Here is a 19,541-nt window from a genome sequence, read left to right on the forward strand (position 1 = left end):
ACAATGGTGCTGATTCATGCTGCGATGCGTACGTCGGAAATTAGCCGGCTCAATCCAACGCATTGCGACGAGCCACCCCCCCCCCCCCAATGGCATTCATTTTGGAGCAAACTAATTTCCCCGTCACGGGCAGTTTTGTAACAGGCTGATTAGTATGAACATTCTACACTTCCGAGATGTCCCTCAAAAAACTCTTGACTCGCTTCACGACAGTTGACACACTATCTGTGCGTCAACTTCAGTCGAAAGGGCCATGGATCCACTCATAGAGAACCTCAGCTCAACCACCTTTGCAGGCAAGCGATTTACCCGCAAGCAAATCTGCACCATCCAGGAAACCTGTCGCGCTTTTCCAGCACTAAGCCGACGGGAATTGGCTCATACGATTAGCGAACATCTAGGCTGGTGTACACCGGCGGGCAAGCACAAGATTCAGTCCTGCCTGAGCACGCTGGAGTCGCTGGAAAAACTGGGCATTGTGTCCTTGCCAGCAATCGATGAGACCAAGAGACCAGGCCTGCAGAAGCAGATCAAACCGACTTCTCGCTCAGAGCAACAACCTCTCATCGACGAGCCGTTGGACCAGCTGGCAATTACGGTTCAATTGGCCGCAGACAAGCACGACATCGGGCTGTGGAACGAGCTAGTCGACAGGCATCATTACCTGGGCTACAGGCGACCTATTGGGCCGCATTTGCGCTATTTCATTGTCGATGCGCAAGGACGAAAGTTAGGCTGCCTGATGTTCTGCTATGCCGTCAAGTCGCTACCTTGTCGTGATCAATGGATTGGCTGGCAGGAACAGAAATACAAAAAACACCTGGATTTGCTAGTCAATAACAATCGATTCCTGATCTTCCCGTGGGTAAAAGTGAAATGCCTGGCCTCAAAGTCGTTATCCATGGCCTGCAAACAATTGAGCGATGATTGGCTGGCGAACTACCACACGCGTCCCGTGCTGGTCGAGACATTCATTGATCCGACAAGATTCAAAGCCACCTGCTACCGCGCGGCCAATTGGCAATGCCTGGGTCAGACCAAAGGCCAATCTGCCACTAAAAGCACACCGGGTAAATCTGCGAAAGATGTCTATGTTTTTGCACTGACCCGGAACCCCAAACCCATACTGATCAATGGCCCTGAGCTTGTCCGCAAAAAAGGTAAAGCACACTCTAGAAATACAGGCCATACGCCCAGACCACTGGGCCCAACTGATCCCTTTGTTCAGCTGTGGCAAAACATCATTGGCACCGTGATTCACGTTGCTCATGATTTCGATCGGCAATGGCAAAAGCGTCAACGCGTGTTGAACTCACTGTTGATCATGCTCTTCATCTTCCGGCTGGTTTTTTCAACGAACAAACAAGGCTATGCCATCACCACCGCTGAGCTTTGGGAGCAGTGCCGCACTCTGGGCATAGACCTTCCTCAACCCACGCCGGTCGCAGCATCAGCTTTTTGTAATGCTCGCGCCAAATTAGATGAAGAGGTGTTCAAGTTACTCCAGGTTCAAATACTTCAACAAGCCAAACCCGACCCCAAAAAACTATGGCAAGGCCATCGTCTAATGGCTGTTGATGGATCAAAATTGAACTTACCTCGGCAGTTGATTCGCGCAGGCTACAAAACGCCCTCGGACAATGCCCATTATCCACAAGGTACTGTGAGCTGCCTCTATGAGCTAAAAACGAAAATTCCCATCGATTTTGACTTGGCCAGTCATCGCGATGAGCGCAAAATGGCGATCAGCCACCTGAACTCACTCTCTGAAACCGATGTGGTGGTCTATGATCGTGGATATTACTCGTATGACATGCTGCACGAGCATGACAAACGTCACATACACCCTATCTTTCGACTCAAGACAACCGCCTGTCGCGTGGTTGAAGCATTTGCCAACAGCGATGACATCGATGCCGTCGTCCAGATTTTTCCTAGCCAGTCAAAGCGCACATCCATACCTGCGCACGACCCACAGCCGGATTACCCAGCACTCGCGCTGCGGTTAGTGAAATACGATGCTGGCGGAACAAGCTACATTCTGGGCACCACATTATGGGATCAGAAAAAATACAGCATTGAGCAACTGTCAGCGGTCTATCACTCGCGCTGGGGTGTCGAAGAGTTGTACAAAATATCCAAACAGCTGATGAAAGTCGAAGACTTTCATGCTCAAAGCGAGCGAGGCGTCAAGCAGGAACTCTTTGCACATTTTAACCTCATCACTCTCGCTCGATTATTTGCCAATCACAGTGAGGATGGCTTTCAATCAAAAAGCGAGCAAGGCGAAAGTGAAAAGCACGCCATTAAAGCGAACTTCAAAAACTGCCTCATGACGGTGGCTAGACATATCGAAGCTTTGTTACTTCAACAAACCAACCTGCTGAACAAGACCGTGAACACCATTATCGCTAGCATTAGCACGTGCCGGCAGAAGTTACGCCCCAACAGATCGTACGCGCGATGCTCAAGAAAGCCTGTGGGCAAGTGGAAAGCACCAAAACCAGCAAAACTCGCCGCAGCAAAGACACCGATTACGGCTTAAAGCAAAAAACAGGGAAAAGCACTGGCCGCCGAAAACCGTTTTATTAAGTGAATGGCTTATTTTGTTAAGTGAATGCCATTGCCCCCCCCCCCCCCCCAAGATGCTTCATTCAGTGTGACGCAAAACCTGATTGCATCACCGTATAGTATTGGAAACCCGATCGTTATCCTGACTTTTGCATCATCAGGTCATCTGAATGAGCCAGGTATGGTGTCGAGGAATAATGATCTGTGATAACGGAGTGGCGGCGTGTCGACAAGTTCGAACACGCCAACCGACTCGAACCCCAGCAAGATCCGCTAGTAAGAACCCACTGCCCCGCCGCTGTTTGGGCTGTTCTTTCTGGGCGCCACGATGTATCAGCTTGGGTTGCCGTTGCTCGAAACCTTTGCCTATGGCTAGTACATCGCCGTGATCATTGCACCCGCATTGACCTTCTATGCACAGAGGGCATGGGCATGAACACCCTCACGTCGATTGACAGGCTTCATCCCGGCAAGTACGACTTCATCCGACCACTCTGCGCCTCTGCCCGATCCGCTCGCCTATGGTCGAGATTTCTGGAAACTATCTGTGCTATTTCTGGACACGCGACCATCGCGCTTGTGTCGTGCTGAATTGGAAGGTTAGGTATCCGCATGAATAGAGCTTTCAAATCATCTGAATCCTCACCGAAAAAAGGTTGGACGAACACCTTCGTTTACTGGCTGCAACACTCGGTATCCAGACGCACTCATATTGCTTTTGGCGCCGTACTGGTCATGTTCTTGTGGGCACTGTGTTTTCCACTGATCAATTACGGACTCTCCGCATCACCGCCAATGACATTTGCTGCACTCAGGGCTTTGATCGCAGGCGCTGTTCTGTTGGCAATCGCTCAGTTTCAGGGCAGAGCGCCTATCAGAACCGCAAGGCTCTGGGGGTGTGTCATTCTTGCCGGATTTACAGCGACTAGTCTCGGGTTTTTTGGCATGTTCTATGGTGGCGGCCTTGTCGCTCCTGGGCTTGCGACCGTGATAGGCAATACACAACCGCTTATCGCGGCATTGCTCGCTTGGGCAGTATTGCAAGAAAGACTCTCACGTTCACAACGTTATGGGCTCATTACCGGGTTTGCTGGTGTCGTGCTTATCGGTGGCCCCAGTCTGTTTGGTACCGGGTCTCAGATTGCGGGTATGAGCTATATCCTGATAGGTGCGGTAGGTGTAGCGATCAGCAATATCGTATTGACCCAGATTGCCGGGCGTGTCGATACTCTGCGCGCAATGGCCTGGCAATTGATCATAGGCAGTATGCCGCTGGCATTGTTGGCTTACTGGACCGAAACCGGCAGTGCCATCATCTGGTCGTGGCCCTTCGTTGCAACTCTGCTCACACTGAGTGTGGCGGGTACCGCAGCGGCGTTTATTCTATGGTTCTGGTTGTTACAACACGCCACGCTCAGTCGACTGAATGTGTACACCTTTCTGACCCCCGTGTTCGGCTTGGTGATGGGCGCTGCCTTTTTCTCGGAAAAAATCCCCCCGATTGCGCTTATCGGTGTTGTAGTGAGTATAGCCGGAATCTATTGGGTCAATAAAACCGACGTGAGTCCGCCAAAAACGTTGGTGGTGGCCGAGTCCATCCAACCTCTGGAGTAGTGATTTCCTATCTGCCGATTCTATTCAGGGTGAACGACGTTCCCATGTTTCAGTCTTATGTCCTGCAACAGTTTAATTAACTCTGTTGAATTGTCTATAGTGAATATGTCCAACGGCTTCTCACGCCCTCGCACATGTACAGTATGTTGGGGGAGCTCTCGATAATTAACACCGATATTGCGCAAAACATCTTTGGACACTATAAGACCGGTGCAATATTCTTTGGTTAGAGCTTCAAGTCTAGCGGCAATATTTACGATATCCCCAAGAGCGGAAACTGTCGGCGAATCGGGTGGTCCCATGGTTCCCACAATGGCATACCCGCAGTGTATGCCGATTCCAACCCTGATCGGGAATTTCAATTCTGCCGCTAACCACACGTTGAGTTTCTCCAGTCTTTGCCAGATTTCCACTACACCTTCCAATGCTTGACGACATCCGCTCTCCAGGTCACTATCCAGACCATACAAGGCCATTAGTCCATCGCCATTGAATGTGGCGTAATGGCCGTTGGTTGCATGCAGGGCGTCGGCAAGCTGTTTGAAAAACTGATTATGTATGTAGACCACATCGTAGGGTAATCTTTCCTCGCCCAGTCTGGTTGAATCTCGCATGTCTACCAACATGCAGGTGATCTGTTGCTCGTGCCCCATCAAACCAACCATAGGTGTGGAGCTATCGGGGTGCAACAATGGGGTGATCGAAATATCCTGCTGCGGCCGGAGCTGACAAGCGAGTCTCACACTAGGATTGGCGCCGATACGTTTTAAAGCGAGCATCTCCAGCGCCCCAGGCTCTGGAAGCGAAGACTTACACGCCGTAATTTTTACACGACAAGTTGTGCATCGACCTCTACCGCCACAGACTGCAGCATGCTGGATACCTGCCTCGCGAAGTGTATCCAGAATGGTCTGATTATCTCGTCCTGTTAGCTTTTTGCCAGTAGGGGTATGGAATATCAGATAACCTCCGTGATTTCTTCCCCAATATTCCCGAATCGAACGAAAGATCAACACCGCGATCAACAGCAGCACAAATAACCACATTATCGACAATTCTAAACTTATAAGAAAATTGACTGAGACCGGGTCAGAATTCATTGTTTCCTGATGTATTTTCTGTAATACAGGTGAATCCGTTGGAAGTTGCCAGCTTTCAAGCCCTGCAGCTAGAAAACCCAGGCCAGCAAGCAATGGAATCATCAAGCACAACGGGTAGAGTACGGGCGTCCATTTTTTATACCCTCGTTTATGACGAAGCCAATAATGAATGCCCACAGACATGTGGATCCAGGCAACGCCCATCAATGCATATTGCTTAGCAATATCTACCGGCTGGCTCCACAAAATCGAAACCAATCCCGTGTAGTGCTTGTGGATATCAAGGATTTCGTGGGAACCACGTGTAGCTGCGATATGACCAATCAACAACAAAGGCATCACAAGCGCCGTTGCGAATTGCAGCATATTCCAGGCAGGCATGCGCAGGCTACTGCGTTGAATCAATGAGACAAACATCAGCCCTGCATGAACAATAAATGCCGAATACAGCATTACGCCAAACAGCGGTATTGACCATATCGCGAACAGAACTTTAGCTAAAGCATCCATGGCGGCCAATGAGATGATACCCAGAGCAGCATTGAGCAGATGCAGTACAAGAAAGAACGCAATGAATAATCCGCTGTATAACCGTAACCTGTGTTCTAATTTCGAGTTCATTTATGGATTGATATGGCTTTACTACCGACTATTAAGATCAACACGGAAAGTTGCTGCATAGACGACCATCTAAGGCATGCCGAACAATACTGGTTTCAACGGAGCTTCTGACAATGCATTGGCATCGGTCTCGGGAGGAGAAGCGATAGAACCCTCAGCCGGAGAGCATGCGGTTATTGTCAAACCCAGTGATAGCACCAGGGAAGCTTCAAAAGAATGGTATTTCATGTTCAGTTCGTTCAGCGTGGTGTACGCAAGCACTCACCAATCTGATCGAGCAGCTGTTCATTTTCTGACAGTTTCCACATGTGGTCCCTGAGTGTAGCAGGGATGTGCATACGAGTGGACAAGCTCGAGATCAGTAGCATCATGCGCGTCTTGTCACCGGGCCTGGATCGTTGCTATCAACGCCTGTTGAAGAATTGATACAGCTGGGGATCATATTGATATAGCTCCGCGCCTGTTAAACGTTGCCGTGATGCGTCTGTTTTCTGGTCCAACGGAACGCATCAATGAGCGAACGCTGCTGATGGCTGATGGTAAGAATATGGCCAAATCGGGTATGGCGATGAGTGTAGTGATTCACTCTTGACTATGCCGTTAGATATACTGATTCACGAAGCTTCTACCACATGCTCGTCCATCACAACGAGGAGTCGGTGGTGAACCAATTGGAAGAGTCCTAGCAATAGAGGCGTGTCATTTGTTAATAGCTGTCACGGGCTAGTTTTTAAGGTTCGACGATTGATCAAACCTGCCTCTCACTCGGTATCAGGCTTGAGGCAAGAGTCAAACACCGTTGTGCGTCCAAATTGAGGTTGTAATTGTCATCTAAATGTTGGTTGATTGTAAGGTTACCTGACCTAGTATGAACACACCAATGCAATGATCCATCGTGCTGCTTGATGGTGGTGATGCACTTCTACGACTGACTTGATCTTAACGACAAGCTAGAGGAAAGCACGGAAACCACAGAGCTCAGAAAAGGGTTGTGCAAGATCGAACTGACGTAAGTAGGAGCGTGGCCCGCTTACAGCCATTCGTGTTATTTCGAGGGTGTATACGATGAAGATATTAATAGTCTCCACACTACTACTGCTGACACTGATGTCTACTCTAGTCAACGCAAAAGATACGTTGATCAAAGAGCCGGATCCGGTTCAACAACCAGTACAGTCAGATTCGCACATTGCATGGCACGACTTTCGGGCCAGGTTAGGCAGCTACACACGAGTCCGCGCCAGCATGACTGATAGCGGAGTCATTTCACTATGGGGATTCGTGGGCCCATTCGAGGGGGACAAGCTTGAGGTGCTGGCAAGCCGTGTGGAGGGGGCAACTAAAGTCTTAAACTATACCGGGACGAAGTAACCAAGCGTATCGCATGACACGAACGGAGCGACTTTAAGCATTGATGGTCAACTCCGTCGTGTCAGCCTAGATGGAATTCACGGTGCATTCAGCTAACAGAATCACCATCATCTGCCAGAATACAAAGCACACCAATGACCAAAGAAACAGCTCGGACCTTAGCCCTACTGTGTTGGCCAAATTCATCCGCTTGGCCCATGTTTTTCGCAGCAGCATGGGCAACGCTCAAGAGCGTTCGGCGATAGCCTGTGCTATATACCAGCGAATGGTGCTGATCGTTTCTTCAACATGACGCTGTGCTCTTTGGGGAACCCCTCGGGACGAAATCGTCGGTTATGGAAGGTTCTTTAGGTACCCGGAACTTTCTTTTAAAGCTCTCAGGATGCGTTAATCGTTGTTCGACCAGAAAGGCATAGCTTGCAAAACACAGTGTGGCATGGTGCGGAGCGCCGCCCGGATGGAAACCGCGCCAGTTACGACCCTCATAATGGTTGAGACCGATCTCGTCTTTGAGCTCCTGATAGCCACGCTCGATATGCCAACGCCTTCACGCCAAGTGAGATACTGCCATTCGCTCTCATCCAGGTTCAACGCTCTGTGCCTGCAACTCTGTGGTTCATGCCCCTTGGCATAGCACGGCCGAGTAGATCGACGTCCACGCCCCGAATAGGGCTTGGTGGGGGGGGGGGGGTAGTAATTTCACACTGGGCAGGCTCACCAGATGGGAAGGATTTACATGGAGCACATAGAGAAGTTCGAGTGCGTCCAGTCCTGCACGAAACACCGAGTCATTGCCATAAACAGAGTCTGCCAATACGACTCCAATAGCACAGTAGGACTAGGGTTCGTGAAATCAACAGGTAATTTTTAAACGCCTCCTGATTTTGACCTTGAAAGGTCATGAACTTAAGTTTACTGTCTGAAGTTAGGTATTTTAATATTGATAATTCTGTAGTCGTATTTTAACGAATTGCAATACTTTCATTTAACGGATCACAAATCAGCACGTGGAGAATTTATAAATGAAAAATAACAAAAGATTGATGACTGTCAAGGTGATGACTTCTGCTGCGATGCTTTGCATTTCAGGACAGGCGAGTGCCATGAAGATAGTAGGCAACGCAAGCGACAGTTCGGATCTTGCTGGGTTCGAGCTTGAGATTTATGGGTATGCGCGACTGAACGCAAGTTATGATATTGACGAGGACATCAGCTCAGGTGCTCGGGCTGGAAACTTCAGCCTGATAAACACGGGTTCTGCAGAAGATAACGAGATTACCGGGATCTTTGGGGCAGACGCATACCAGACTCGAATCGGTATTCTCAGCACTCATTCGTCGGGCCTTAAAATAAAAGTTGAAGCTGACTTTGAAACCAATGGAAACGGCCTCCGACTTCGTCATGCATATGGCGAGTACATGGGTATCCTGGCCGGGCAGAACTGGTCAAACTTTACCAGCTTCGTCGGCTACACGCCGGTGCTCGATTTTGATGCACTACCCGGCAGCCCCGGTGCCCAGTTCCGCACTCCGCAAGTGAGATATACCATGGGCCCACTGGCGTTATCCATTGAAGAACCGCTCAGCTATAACGGGCTTATCGAAAGTAACGGCCCACCGGACCCAGTCGATGGAACGCGGTCAGTTGGCGACAATGAAGACGAAAAGGATAGCCTGCCCGTATTCGCCGCGCGCTTCGAAGACACTGCAGGGTCAGTGTCCTACTCGGCAGCTGCCATGGTGAGAAAAGTAGATTATGACAACGGCACTACAGACGATAGCGCAGTCGGGTACGGAGCGTTCGGAGCGGTCAGCCTGGCATTGACGGACACCGTCACCCTGCACGGAGCAATCAACTATGTGAAAGGTGGTGGTGTCTACCTCTATCGATCGGGCGAAAACTACGCGGCCGTTGATGGATACGTTACCGAAAACGGTGATCTTGAGCTTATTGGCGGATATGGTGGCACACTGGGTGTATCTGTTGATGTTGGACCCGGCTCAGTCAATGTAGGCTACGGTTTCACTGAAGTTGACTGGGATGACGGTGAAAAAGACCTGGGGGCGGACGCTGTTGCCGACAGACATGAAAACAACAGCTCGATTCTGGCGAACTATCAATGGAGTCCTATTAATCAAGTGGTTTTCGGCATAGAGTACGGATACTTCAAGGTTGAAGAGGTCGGCGGGGATGAAGGCGACGCTAACCGTCTCCTGTTTGCTGCTCAGTACAACTTCTAACGCTCTTGGGGTGGCTGGAAACTGCCTTGGACCTGACGGTCAGGGCAGTTTTTCGTTAAGCGTGCTGGAGGACATCGTACCTGTCCGGCATCGTCACTCGCGATCACCAGGTCCTTGCAATAAACCATGGCCCAGCACATTACCCACTGGCGTATGGATATATCGATACCATATTATAGTCTGTGCAATATACCAGCGAATGGTACTGATTGATTCTTCAACATGACGCTGTGCTCTTTGGGGAGCCCCTCGGGACTAAATCTTCGGGTATGGAAGGTTCTTTTGATACTCGGGACTTTTTTCAAAGCTCTCAGAATGCGTTAATCGCTGCCCGACCAGAAAAGCATAGTGACCCAGATTGCCGGGCGTGTTGATACTCTGCGCGCAATGGCTTGGCAATTGATCATAGGCAGTGCACCGCTGGCATTACTGGCTTACTGGACCAAAAGCGGCAGTGCCATCATCTGGTCGTGGCCGTTCGTTGTCGCTCTGCTCACACTGAGTGTGTACACCTTTCTGACCCCCGTGTTCGGTTTGGTGATGGGCGCTGCCTTTTTCTCGGAACAAATCCCCCCGATTGCGTTTATTGGTGTTGATAAACAATCGGTATAGATTCCGGAATCTTTTCGTCATTCAACCTCAGCTACAGTGTGTATCGAGTCGAAAACAATTGGAATTAACCAGATTGATTTTACAACTTTCACCGATTGCTACCATTTTTGTTGTTTGCGTTTAGATTCACAGGAGTAGGTAAAAATGAAGACTGTTATTTCAACGGGTGTATTGACTCTTCTATCAGGTAGTTCCTTGACGGCGATGGCCGATCAAGGTGCATGGTATTCCTCTGATCATATGTGGGGTTCAGGTGGCTGGATGTGGGGGTCTATGTTCATGTGGATAATACTAGTCGCGCTCGCGATACTGGGCATCTTCACGTTTTCTAAATAACGCCTATCACCCGATACCAATCAGACGATGGTGACCACGCCTTTGGATCTATTGAAAGCACGTTATGCTAAAGGTGAGATCAATCAACAAGAGTACGAATCACACAAAAAACCTTGCAATCGTAAGAACACCTAGTGTTGTGGTTGATTACCTGCTTGGTTGAACCATCCTGCATAGATGGTTGATCGTCGAGATCAAGTACGCAACACAGCCCACTATGCGAGGCTTGATCGGGAAGAGCCCTGAGAGCACGTTTTCACACAGACATAAGCCTAAAAACGGATATTCCCTATGTCAGATCCAAAACCCATTCGCATCTATCCAGTTGGTATGTCTCTTGGCATCTTGCTGGCCTTCAGTTTTGCACTCTGTGTGGTGTTCGGACTGCTTTTTCCGGTGGCCACGATGTATCAGGCATGGTTGCCGTTGCTGCCAGGCGTAAGCTGGATCAGCTGGCCGAGCTTTCTGCTCGGACTGGTCGAAACCTTTGCCTATGGCTGGTACATCGCCGTCATCGTTGTGCCCGCGTTGAACTTCTTCGCACCGAGGGCAACGGCATGAACACCCTCACGCCGATTGACAGGTTAATTCCGACAAATACAACTGTGACTCTACCGTTATCAGACACATTGGCGCCCCTGCCCGATCCGCTCGCCTATGGTCGAGATCTCTGGGAACGCTCTGTGCTGTTTCTGGACACGCTGCGCGAACGCGCCGACAACATGAACGCTCATGAGCGCGCCGGGATGCCGCCGCTGCTGGATTTCAAGTATGAAACGCTGATGGATGCGCGCAGATTCGAGCGTCCGGCCAATTACGCGCTGCTCAGGATTACCGAGGTGGAGGGCAACTGCTGGGATGACTGCGTGGATGTGGCAAAACCGCCGGTCATTGTGCTCGACCCGCGCGCGGGCCACGGTCCCGGCATTGGCGGGTTCAAGCGTGACAGCGAGGTCGGCATGGCGATGGCTGAGGGGTACCCGGTCTATTTCGTCATCTTTTTTCCCGAGCCCAGCCCCGACCAGACGCTCGAGGATGTTCTGTACGGATTGCGCCGCTTTGTCGACGAGGTCTCTGCCCGCCACGAAGGTTCAGCCCCCGTTCTTTATGGCAATTGCCAGGCGGGCTGGGCCGTCACGCTGCTCGCGGCCCACTGCGAGGGGCTGGCGGGGCCAATTGTCCTCAACGGATCGCCCCTGTCCTATTGGGCGGGCGAGGAAGGGGTCAACCCCATGCGTGTCACCGGCGGATTACTGGGCGGGGTTTGGCTGGCCCATCTGACGGCCGATCTGGGCGATGGGCGCTTCGACGGAGCCTGGCTGGCACAGAACTTCGAGAACCTGAAGCCGGAAAAGGCGATCTGGGAGAAATACGCCAACCTGCTGACGAATGTGGACACCGAACGGGACCGCTTTCTCGACTTCGAGCGCTGGTGGAACGGGTTCTACACCCTCAGCCGCCCGGAAATCCTGTCGATCACCCAGAACCTGTTCATCGGTAACCGGCTGGAAAGTGGCGAAATGCCGATCGGCGATCACTGCATCGCCGACCTGCGCAAGATCAAAAGTCCGATGATTGTCTTTGCATCCTACGGTGACAATATCACCCCACCGGCGCAGGCACTGGGCTGGATCCCTGCGGTCTACAAGGACACGGCAGATCTGAAGGCGGCAGGGCAGCGCATCGTTTACTTGACTAATACCCATGTCGGACATCTGGGAATCTTTGTGTCGGCGTCGGTCGCACGGCTGGAACATCGCGCCATTCTGGAGAGTCTGAGCAAGATCGAAAAGCTGAAGCCAGGCCTTTACGAGATGAAGATCGACAATCCGTCAGGCGATCCGGATTGCCACGCGCCACAGTACAAGGTGCGGTTTGAAGCACGCGAGGTGAGCGACCTGGACCCTCATGTGCCCGAACAGGCGTTCGAGGCCGTGCAGCGAGTATCAGAGATCAACGAGGCGGTCTATTCCACCTTCGTAAGCCCCTGGGTGCGCCTGATGACAACTCCGGCCAGCGCCGAGATGCTGAAGTGGATGCATCCCATGCGTACCAGCCGCCTGATGTTTTCAGAAAGCTTTAATCCCTGGATGCGTTTAGTCCGGCACAGCGCAAACAGCGTTGCCGAAACGCGTCAGCCCCTCGCGCCAGACGATCCAATGATCCTGCGCGAGCAGGCGACAATCGCAGCCGTCGGAGATGCTATCGAACGAGCCCGCATCGCACGCGACGCCCGTTTCGAGCGCACGTTCAGAGCGCTTTACGGCGGCAACGCCTCGAAAATCGAATTCAACGCCCAGATGCCGGTCTGATGAGGAAGGACACGAATAATGCAATGGGTTAGCGAAAAACGGAGGCTGCTGCTGGTCAGCGGCGGGATGGTTGGCGATGCACCTGCTCGGTTATCGTCGACCGATAGGGAGGAAAATCCCTGCCTGCACAGGTCATCCTGGCACTCAACGCACGGTCGACAACATAAAAGGACAATAAGATGAACGTCACCAAAGGCCATTTCGGCAAAACTGCCGTCGAGGAACAAACCCTCGATACCGTGCCGGACGGGTATTCCGGTACGATTTACACGTGTTCTATGCACCCCGAGGTGCGAAGCACCAAAGAAGGATCCTGCCCCAAATGCAGCATGTTCCTGGTGCCGGAGGACGAAGTGGCGGAACACGGGCAGCACGACCATTCCGGCCACACCCATGCACATGATGCAGCAAGCATGGAGGTGAAGGACGGCGAATACGATACGGTGCCAAACGACTACTCTGGCACAATCTATACTTGCCCGATGCACTCACAGGTGCACCATCCCGGGCCCGGTTCGTGCCCGATCTGTGGCATGGGTCTGGAGCCGGAAACCGTCAGCCTGGAGGACGAAGGTCCAAACCCCGAACTGGTCGACTTTACCCACCGGTTCTGGGTCGGCGCGGTGCTGACCGTCCCCTTGCTGGTTCTGGCAATGGGGCCGTTCGTGGGCTTTATGTACTTCATGGACTTGTTGGGCGAACGCACCTCGCTCTGGCTGGAATTCGCACTTGCAACCCCTGTGATCCTGTGGTCGGGCTGGCCATTCTTCGTGCGCGGCGTTCAGTCCTTCCGCACGATGAACCTGAACATGTTCAGCCTGATCTCGATGGGGGTCGGCGCAGCCTTTCTGTTCAGCATCGTTGCCGTCGTCGCACCGCAGATATTCCCGGCAGGCTTCCGGGACGCGAACGGCAATGTGGGTGTCTATTTCGAGGCCGCGGCTGTGATCGTGACACTGGTCCTGCTGGGCCAGCTGATGGAGCTACGTGCCCGCGAGGGCACCGGCAAGGCCATCCGGGCACTGCTGAATATGGCCGCCAAGACCGCGCTGGTGATCCGCCCCGACGGCACCGAAGAAGAGATCGAGCTTGAACAGGTGCAGCTGGGCGATCACGTGCGTGTGCGCCCCGGCGACAAGGTGCCCGTTGATGGTGTGGTTCTCGAAGGCCGGTCGTCAGTGGATGAATCCATGATTTCAGGCGAACCTGTGCCGGTGGAAAAAGTCGCGGGCGAGCCAGTAACGGGGGCCACGATCAATGGCACCGGCAGTCTGGTGATCGAGGCCACACGCATTGGGGCTGATACCATGCTTTCCCAGATCGTACAGATGGTCGCCAACGCACAACGAAGTCGTGCGCCGATCCAGAAATACGCTGATCAGGTGGCGGGCATGTTCGTGCCAGCGGTCATCGCCGTTGCCGTCGTGTCGTTCATCGTCTGGTCGATCTGGGGGCCGGTGCCCGCGATGGCCTACGGGCTGGTCTCGGCGGTAGCGGTGCTGATCATTGCGTGCCCTTGCGCGCTGGGTCTGGCCACACCGATATCGATCATGACGGCAACGGGCACCGGTGCGCAGATGGGCGTGCTGATCAAGAACGCCGAAGCGCTGGAACGGTTCGAGAAGATCGACACGCTGATCGTGGACAAGACCGGCACCCTGACCGAAGGCAAGCCCAGGCTGGTCGCGGTTTTGCCAGAAGTCGGGCATGACGAGGCCGAGGTACTGCGCCTGGCAGCCTCGCTGGAACGCGGCTCGGAACACCCATTGGCCGAAGCCATTGTGCGCGGCGCTGAAGAGCGCGGCGTCGAGTTTGCCAAGGCCGAAGAGTTCGAGGCGGTCACCGGCAAGGGCGTCAAGGGTCGCGTGGATGGCAAAGCCGTCGCCCTGGGCAATGCTGCACTGATCCAAGACATGGGATTGGACAACGGCGCGCTGGTCGACACCGCCAATGCACGGCGCGATGAGGGCGAGACGGTGATGTTCATTGTGCTGGACGGCGCTATCGCCGGGCTTGTCAGCGTAGCAGACACGGTCAAGGAGACCACACCAGCCGCCCTGAAAGCGCTGCACGAGCTGGGGTTTCGCATCATCATGGCCACAGGTGACAACGAGCGCACCGCCAGGTCGGTGGCCAAACGTCTGGGCATCGATGAGATTCGCGCCGACGTGCTGCCTGAAGACAAGGCCCGCATCATCCGGGAGTTGCAGGAACAGGGCAAGAAAGTCGCCATGGCAGGCGATGGGGTCAATGATGCCCCTGCCCTTGCCCAGGCCGATGTCGGTATCGCGATGGGCACAGGTGCAGATGTAGCGATTGAAAGCGCCGGGTTCACGCTGGTCAAGGGCGATCTTGATGGCATCGTACGAGCTCGCAAGCTGTCCCATGCGACCATGCGCAATATTCGGCAGAACCTGTTCTTCGCGCTGATCTACAACGCCGTCGGCGTGCCGATTGCAGCTGGTGTCCTATATCCGTTTCTCGGCATTCTGATCGGCCCAATGTTTGCGGCTTTCGCGATGAGCGCATCATCGCTATCGGTGGTTCTGAACGCGCTGCGACTGCGGCGACTGAAGTTCTGAACAGGAGTCTATGGCGTGAAAAAATCTGAACGATCTACCGCGATGCGGATCTGTCAGCGCCAGGCCAGCAACAGGTTAGCCCGGCGGATGCCTACGAGATTTGGGGCGATGCTGACTGTGGCGCTGGCCGTTTCATTGCCTGCAACCGCCGCCTGCGCGCACAGCTTTTCGCTCGCCGTCGTGGCGGACGGAGAACAGGCGGCGATGCAGCTGAACTCTGCAGTCAATGGCATTCTGCTGGCCTCGCAAGAGCGAGATGGGCATGCGGACGAAACATCGGACGGGCATCTTGGCGGGCTAGATGTCTTTATCGTGCCCTTGCCGACCCGTGCGGCTGAGACGATCCAGGGACTCAAGCGCGCCCCTCAGAGCTCCATCGACATTGCAATCCTGATGAGCACCGAAGCCGGAGCAGATCAGCTGGATCTGCACACCGTCACAATCCGGCCGGGGACGATCAATGCGAACCCGACAGAGACCAGCAAGCTGTTTGCAACCCGGTTTCAATCGGCCTTTGGGATGATGCCCGATCAGTCGGCAATTGAAGGCTACAACGCCGCGCGGCGTATTGACCTGGCGGTGCGCACGCTGGGTGGTGTCGATGATCGTCGTGCATTGATCGCAGCACTGGCTGCCACAAACAAAGGGAGTGAATAGTAGATGGAACATGATAAACATAGCGTCCCCGAACAGTCGGAAGAAACTACAGCGGCACCGCAACCGGAACCGCAACAACCGTTCTGGAAATCACGCGTCGGGATCAGCCTGATCATTGCATTGACAATCGCCGCCCTACTCCTGGGGTTTGAACACCGTGTTCATCTCTTTGCTGGTAATGGTTTTCTGGCCCTGTTGCTATTAGGCTGCGTTGTGATGCATCTGTTCATGCATGGCGGCCACGGTGGAGGAGACAAGCGATGACTGACGCGCCCGCCTATGGCTTGTGGTTTTTCGCCCTGTTAAACGCCGCGATCTTCATCATGTTCGCGTTCAGCTTCTTCAAGCCGCAGACGTCGCGTGACTGGCGCAGCTTTGGCGCCTTCAGCGCGTTTCTCGTGGCGCTCTTTTCAGAAATGTATGGCTTTCCGCTGACCATCTATCTGATGTCGGGTTGGTTGCAGACTCGTTTCCCGGGCGTCGACTGGTTCTCCCACGATGCAGGCCACTTGCCGGAAATGATATTCGGCTGGGAGGCTAACCCGCACTTTGGCCCCTTCCACATCCTCAGCTTCATCCTGATCGGGGTGGGGTTCTGGATGATATCCACTGCCTGGCAGGTCCTGTACGGCGCACAACGCGGCGGGACACTGGCCACCAGCGGTCCCTATGCGCGAGTACGCCATCCCCAATATGTGGGTTTTATTCTGGTGCTGACCGGGTTTCTCGTTCAGTGGCCAACACTGCTGACACTGGCTATGTATCCGGCGCTGATCTGGATGTATGTGCGCTTGGCTCGTTCTGAAGAGCGGGAAACAAAAGCGACATTCGGCGCGCAGTTCGACCTCTACGCAAACCATGTTCCTGCCTTTGTTCCCACGCTTAAACGAACACCTGTCGCAACACAATGAACACTAACCGCCAGGTCATCAGGAAGCTCAAGCACAGCAGTTTAGCTTGAACTTCACTGAACAACGACAGCCCGTCGTGCCCACCAGATCGCTGCCGAAGGTACCACTATCCATTGCAGCAGAGGTGACAGTCCAACTTCCAGTACGGGTACGATAGGCATGGCCTCACTGTACGCCCAGCTTTGACGGATCACAATATTCAACCATTCGCTGAATACGGTATACCCGATTCCCAGAATGATCATCGACAACGTTACCGCTCCAAAGGTCTCACTTGGCCACTGATTATTGCCAAACAACAACAGTGCCACCATCAATGTTGCCGAAGCGATCAACAAATCTCCACCGGTACAGTGCACCGCAGCAAATACAATTTGATTTCGAGTCCCCGTCTCCCATAGCGTATACAGCGGCATATGGGCAAACTCCCAGACCAAATGACCGAATGCTGTGACGAGAAAAAAGCGGCGAAGGAAAGTATGCCAGGCGCAGTCTGGTCTTTTGACAGTGGCCTGGAGAAGGGTGTCTACACGAGTCATAGTGGTCAGCGGTTAAGGAGCTTCATACGGATGTCAGATTCAGGATGCCATTGCAGACATCTTGAAGATAAGATCATGAAACGATTGGATGATAATATTCCAGGATGATGGCGCTGCAAACTGCGATTGAGCTATCACCCGGAATGAACATTGTAGCCCCTCTCTCGAGCAAAGCTTTTTAAACAGAGCATGGTTCTTCCCAACACTGCTGAGTGTCATGCTTGTTACTATCCGTTGCTTGAAGTGATGTCCAGCACTACGATCGTAGAGAGAATTTCTGATTGACCCACTTTGTTCTATTCGCAGTGGTTAGTTTAACCTGACTATTAATAAATCCAGCAGTCGGTCTGATCGTACTTTTCAGTTCGAATCATCAGCCGATCCAAGCCCGCGTCAGATAAAACAGCAAAAAGCAAACATGCGTTCAAACAGGCTGAGATCACCACATGACTGATGAGTACAAAAAAGGCAGCTTGAGTCTGACAAGCACCGTTGCCATGGGCACCGGCGTCATGATTGGAGCGGGTATCTTTGCGCTAACCGGGCAAGTAGCCGAGCTGGCAGGCACCTGGTTTCCATTGGCATTCGTTATTGGTGCAATCATCAGTGCCTTCAGCGCATACAGTTATATCAAAGTGTCAAGTGCCTATCCGTCCTCGGGCGGGGTAGCCATGATATTGCACAAGGCTTATGGGAGCACGACGATTACCGGTGCAGCGGCACTGCTGATGACATTCTCGATGATTATCAACGAAAGCCTCGTAGCACGCACATTTGGCAGTTACTCCGCAAAGGCTCTCAATATTGATTCTGGTAGCCTATGGGTGCCTGTATTTGCGGTAGGCCTGGTGGTATTTGCCTTTGGTGTGAATATGGCCGGTAACAAAGTGATCGGTGCGATATCCAAACTGACCTCAGTGCTCAAGGTCGGAGGAATTCTCGGATTTGCGCTGATCACTTTATGGGCAACAGATCTGACGATTGATCTCAATGCGGGCAGTGATACGAGCACTACTTCGTTAAGTGGTTTCGTGGCAGCAGTCGCACTCGCCATACTGGCCTACAAAGGATTTACCACGATCACTAATAGTGGCGACGAGATTGCCGATCCGAAGCGAAATATCGGACGCGCGATCGTGATATCTCTCTTGATTTGTCTGGTTATCTATTTGGCTGTCAGCGTAGCAGTCCTGCTGTCGCTTTCCATAGAGTCGATCGTGCAGTCCAAGGACTATGCCTTAGCTGAGGCAGCAAGGCCGGTAATGGGACAGGCTGGTGTCTGGTTCACCGTGATAATTGCAATCATTGCCACCACCTCCGGTTTGTTAGCCAGCATGTTCGCGGTATCGCGGATGCTTGCCATGCTCACTAGAATGAATCTGATTCCACACCGACATTTCGGAATGCCAGGCACCGTACAGAACCACACCCTGGTATACACCATGGTAGCTGCAGGACTATTAGCGGCGTTTTTTGATCTGAGCCGGATTGCATCCCTGGGTGCGATTTTTTATCTGTTGATGGATATCGTTATTCATTGGGGTGTGCTCCGACATCTGGCATCAGAAGTCAATGCCCACAAGGGCATACTCGCAACTGCCATCATCCTGGATGTAGTGGTGCTCCTTGTTTTTCTAACGATCAAAGGCACGAGTGACCCATCGATCATCGTAATAGCGGCGGTCGGCATCGGAATCATCATATTACTGGAATTTATATTCCTCCGAAAAATGCGGGGAGAGCAAGGCATTACATCTCCCCACTCACATGGTTGAATCCACAGCACTGCGCCTGCGACAAATCGGATTACAACTTATGAGCTAAGCGGGAATTTTTTGGTAAAACAATCTTTCACTCGGGTGACTACGGAAAAGGTGACTGATACTGTGCAAGTAACCGCGATACCGTCGTCGGATGCACCCGAAATAACCGGGCTGCATTGGCGGCGCACTTTTTTCCGGAGCTCACCAAGTCAGTGATTTCCTTCTGCTGGTCGTCGGTCAGCTTGGGACGGCGCCCCTACCCGTTCAGCTCTACGAGCCTCTTCCAGACCGACGCGTGTCCACTCACGGAAG

At 52.8% G+C, this 19,541-nt stretch carries 17 protein-coding genes; 13 read left to right on the plus strand and 4 right to left on the minus strand.

All coding sequences use genetic code 11. The features are described from left to right. Positions 1-253: 253 nt before the first annotated feature. Together IMCC3135_RS17600 and IMCC3135_RS17605 are read left to right on the plus strand one after the other, a co-directional pair. On the plus strand, positions 254-2,545 hold the full coding sequence (locus tag IMCC3135_RS17600) for an IS4 family transposase (protein ID WP_088916227.1): 2,292 nt from the start codon (positions 254-256) through the stop codon (positions 2,543-2,545). A gap of 638 nt (positions 2,546-3,183) precedes the next feature. Continuing rightward, positions 3,184-4,185 carry a DMT family transporter gene (locus tag IMCC3135_RS17605; RefSeq protein WP_088918797.1) on the plus strand — a complete coding sequence of 334 codons (1,002 nt, stop codon included), beginning with the start codon at positions 3,184-3,186 and terminating at the stop codon, positions 4,183-4,185. A 20-nt stretch (positions 4,186-4,205) separates the two neighbouring features. Here the strand turns inward: IMCC3135_RS17605 and IMCC3135_RS17610 are convergent, their stop codons facing one another. Continuing rightward, positions 4,206-5,906 carry an adenylate/guanylate cyclase domain-containing protein gene (locus IMCC3135_RS17610; RefSeq protein WP_088918798.1) on the minus strand — a complete coding sequence of 567 codons (1,701 nt, stop codon included), beginning with the start codon at positions 5,904-5,906 and terminating at the stop codon, positions 4,206-4,208. Between the two features lie 69 nt (positions 5,907-5,975). Further along, complete coding sequence (locus IMCC3135_RS34185; RefSeq protein WP_157736076.1) at positions 5,976-6,134, minus strand: hypothetical protein; 159 nt, start codon at positions 6,132-6,134, stop codon at positions 5,976-5,978. 837 nt (positions 6,135-6,971) lie between these two features. On the opposite strand from IMCC3135_RS34185, the gene IMCC3135_RS17620 reads away from it, so the two are divergent. Continuing rightward, positions 6,972-7,277 carry a hypothetical protein gene (locus tag IMCC3135_RS17620; protein WP_088918800.1) on the plus strand — a complete coding sequence of 102 codons (306 nt, stop codon included), beginning with the start codon at positions 6,972-6,974 and terminating at the stop codon, positions 7,275-7,277. Between the two features lie 616 nt (positions 7,278-7,893). Here the strand turns inward: IMCC3135_RS17620 and IMCC3135_RS35575 are convergent. Beyond that, on the minus strand, positions 7,894-8,091 hold the full coding sequence (locus IMCC3135_RS35575; RefSeq protein ID WP_157736077.1) for a transposase: 198 nt from the start codon (positions 8,089-8,091) through the stop codon (positions 7,894-7,896). 208 nt (positions 8,092-8,299) lie between these two features. Here IMCC3135_RS35575 and IMCC3135_RS17635 point away from each other — a divergent pair, with 208 nt between their 5' ends. The 9 genes from IMCC3135_RS17635 (at position 8,300) to IMCC3135_RS17680 (ending at position 16,927) form a co-directional block, all read left to right on the plus strand. Next, positions 8,300-9,517: a hypothetical protein gene (locus IMCC3135_RS17635; RefSeq protein WP_088918803.1), complete on the plus strand. Its 1,218-nt coding sequence runs from the start codon at positions 8,300-8,302 to the stop codon at positions 9,515-9,517. A 348-nt stretch (positions 9,518-9,865) separates the two neighbouring features. Continuing rightward, complete coding sequence (locus tag IMCC3135_RS17640; protein ID WP_088918804.1) at positions 9,866-10,129, plus strand: hypothetical protein; 264 nt, start codon at positions 9,866-9,868, stop codon at positions 10,127-10,129. Between the two features lie 363 nt (positions 10,130-10,492). Beyond that, positions 10,493-10,600, plus strand: a complete 108-nt coding sequence (locus tag IMCC3135_RS35580; RefSeq protein ID WP_088918806.1) for an SHOCT domain-containing protein — start codon at positions 10,493-10,495, stop codon at positions 10,598-10,600. A 156-nt stretch (positions 10,601-10,756) separates the two neighbouring features. After that, positions 10,757-11,026 carry a DUF5676 family membrane protein gene (locus IMCC3135_RS17655; RefSeq protein ID WP_205737585.1) on the plus strand — a complete coding sequence of 90 codons (270 nt, stop codon included), beginning with the start codon at positions 10,757-10,759 and terminating at the stop codon, positions 11,024-11,026. Next, positions 11,023-12,777, plus strand: coding sequence for a DUF3141 domain-containing protein (locus IMCC3135_RS17660; protein ID WP_088918807.1), 1,755 nt, complete (start codon positions 11,023-11,025; stop codon positions 12,775-12,777). Before IMCC3135_RS17655 ends, IMCC3135_RS17660 begins: the two co-directional genes overlap by 4 nt. A 179-nt stretch (positions 12,778-12,956) precedes the next feature. Continuing rightward, complete coding sequence (locus IMCC3135_RS17665) at positions 12,957-15,359, plus strand: copper-transporting P-type ATPase (protein ID WP_236994615.1); 2,403 nt, start codon at positions 12,957-12,959, stop codon at positions 15,357-15,359. Between the two features lie 87 nt (positions 15,360-15,446). Further along, entirely contained in the window at positions 15,447-16,016 is a 570-nt protein-coding gene (locus IMCC3135_RS17670) for a hypothetical protein (RefSeq protein WP_088918808.1), read from the plus strand. Between the two features lie 3 nt (positions 16,017-16,019). Beyond that, entirely contained in the window at positions 16,020-16,280 is a 261-nt protein-coding gene (locus IMCC3135_RS17675) for a DUF2933 domain-containing protein (protein ID WP_088918809.1), read from the plus strand. Further along, complete coding sequence (locus tag IMCC3135_RS17680; protein ID WP_088918810.1) at positions 16,277-16,927, plus strand: methyltransferase family protein; 651 nt, start codon at positions 16,277-16,279, stop codon at positions 16,925-16,927. Before IMCC3135_RS17675 ends, IMCC3135_RS17680 begins: the two co-directional genes overlap by 4 nt. A 53-nt stretch (positions 16,928-16,980) precedes the next feature. On the opposite strand, the gene IMCC3135_RS17685 is transcribed toward IMCC3135_RS17680, so the two are convergent. Then, positions 16,981-17,466, minus strand: coding sequence for a hypothetical protein (locus IMCC3135_RS17685; RefSeq protein WP_088918811.1), 486 nt, complete (start codon positions 17,464-17,466; stop codon positions 16,981-16,983). A 446-nt stretch (positions 17,467-17,912) separates the two neighbouring features. On the opposite strand from IMCC3135_RS17685, the gene IMCC3135_RS17690 reads away from it, so the two are divergent. Continuing rightward, positions 17,913-19,241, plus strand: coding sequence for an APC family permease (locus IMCC3135_RS17690; RefSeq protein ID WP_088918812.1), 1,329 nt, complete (start codon positions 17,913-17,915; stop codon positions 19,239-19,241). The last annotated feature ends 300 nt before the right edge of the window (positions 19,242-19,541 follow it).

The organism is Granulosicoccus antarcticus IMCC3135 (genome assembly GCF_002215215.1).
Lineage (GTDB): Bacteria > Pseudomonadota > Gammaproteobacteria > Granulosicoccales > Granulosicoccaceae > Granulosicoccus > Granulosicoccus antarcticus.

Excerpts from the sequence above, each read along its gene's own strand:
- IMCC3135_RS17600 (WP_088916227.1), top strand. The coding sequence starts at position 254 with ATGGATCCACTCATAGAGAACCTCAGCTCAACCACCTTTGCAGGCAAG.
- IMCC3135_RS17605 (WP_088918797.1), top strand. The coding sequence starts at position 3,184 with ATGAATAGAGCTTTCAAATCATCTGAATCCTCACCGAAAAAAGGTTGG.
- IMCC3135_RS17610 (WP_088918798.1), bottom strand. The coding sequence starts at position 5,906 with ATGAACTCGAAATTAGAACACAGGTTACGGTTATACAGCGGATTATTC.
- IMCC3135_RS34185 (WP_157736076.1), bottom strand. The coding sequence starts at position 6,134 with ATGAAATACCATTCTTTTGAAGCTTCCCTGGTGCTATCACTGGGTTTG.
- IMCC3135_RS17620 (WP_088918800.1), top strand. The coding sequence starts at position 6,972 with ATGAAGATATTAATAGTCTCCACACTACTACTGCTGACACTGATGTCT.
- IMCC3135_RS17635 (WP_088918803.1), top strand. The coding sequence starts at position 8,300 with ATGAAAAATAACAAAAGATTGATGACTGTCAAGGTGATGACTTCTGCT.
- IMCC3135_RS35580 (WP_088918806.1), top strand. The coding sequence starts at position 10,493 with ATGGTGACCACGCCTTTGGATCTATTGAAAGCACGTTATGCTAAAGGT.
- IMCC3135_RS17655 (WP_205737585.1), top strand. The coding sequence starts at position 10,757 with ATGTCAGATCCAAAACCCATTCGCATCTATCCAGTTGGTATGTCTCTT.
- IMCC3135_RS17660 (WP_088918807.1), top strand. The coding sequence starts at position 11,023 with ATGAACACCCTCACGCCGATTGACAGGTTAATTCCGACAAATACAACT.
- IMCC3135_RS17665 (WP_236994615.1), top strand. The coding sequence starts at position 12,957 with ATGAACGTCACCAAAGGCCATTTCGGCAAAACTGCCGTCGAGGAACAA.
- IMCC3135_RS17670 (WP_088918808.1), top strand. The coding sequence starts at position 15,447 with ATGCCTACGAGATTTGGGGCGATGCTGACTGTGGCGCTGGCCGTTTCA.
- IMCC3135_RS17675 (WP_088918809.1), top strand. The coding sequence starts at position 16,020 with ATGGAACATGATAAACATAGCGTCCCCGAACAGTCGGAAGAAACTACA.
- IMCC3135_RS17680 (WP_088918810.1), top strand. The coding sequence starts at position 16,277 with ATGACTGACGCGCCCGCCTATGGCTTGTGGTTTTTCGCCCTGTTAAAC.
- IMCC3135_RS17685 (WP_088918811.1), bottom strand. The coding sequence starts at position 17,466 with ATGACTCGTGTAGACACCCTTCTCCAGGCCACTGTCAAAAGACCAGAC.
- IMCC3135_RS17690 (WP_088918812.1), top strand. The coding sequence starts at position 17,913 with ATGACTGATGAGTACAAAAAAGGCAGCTTGAGTCTGACAAGCACCGTT.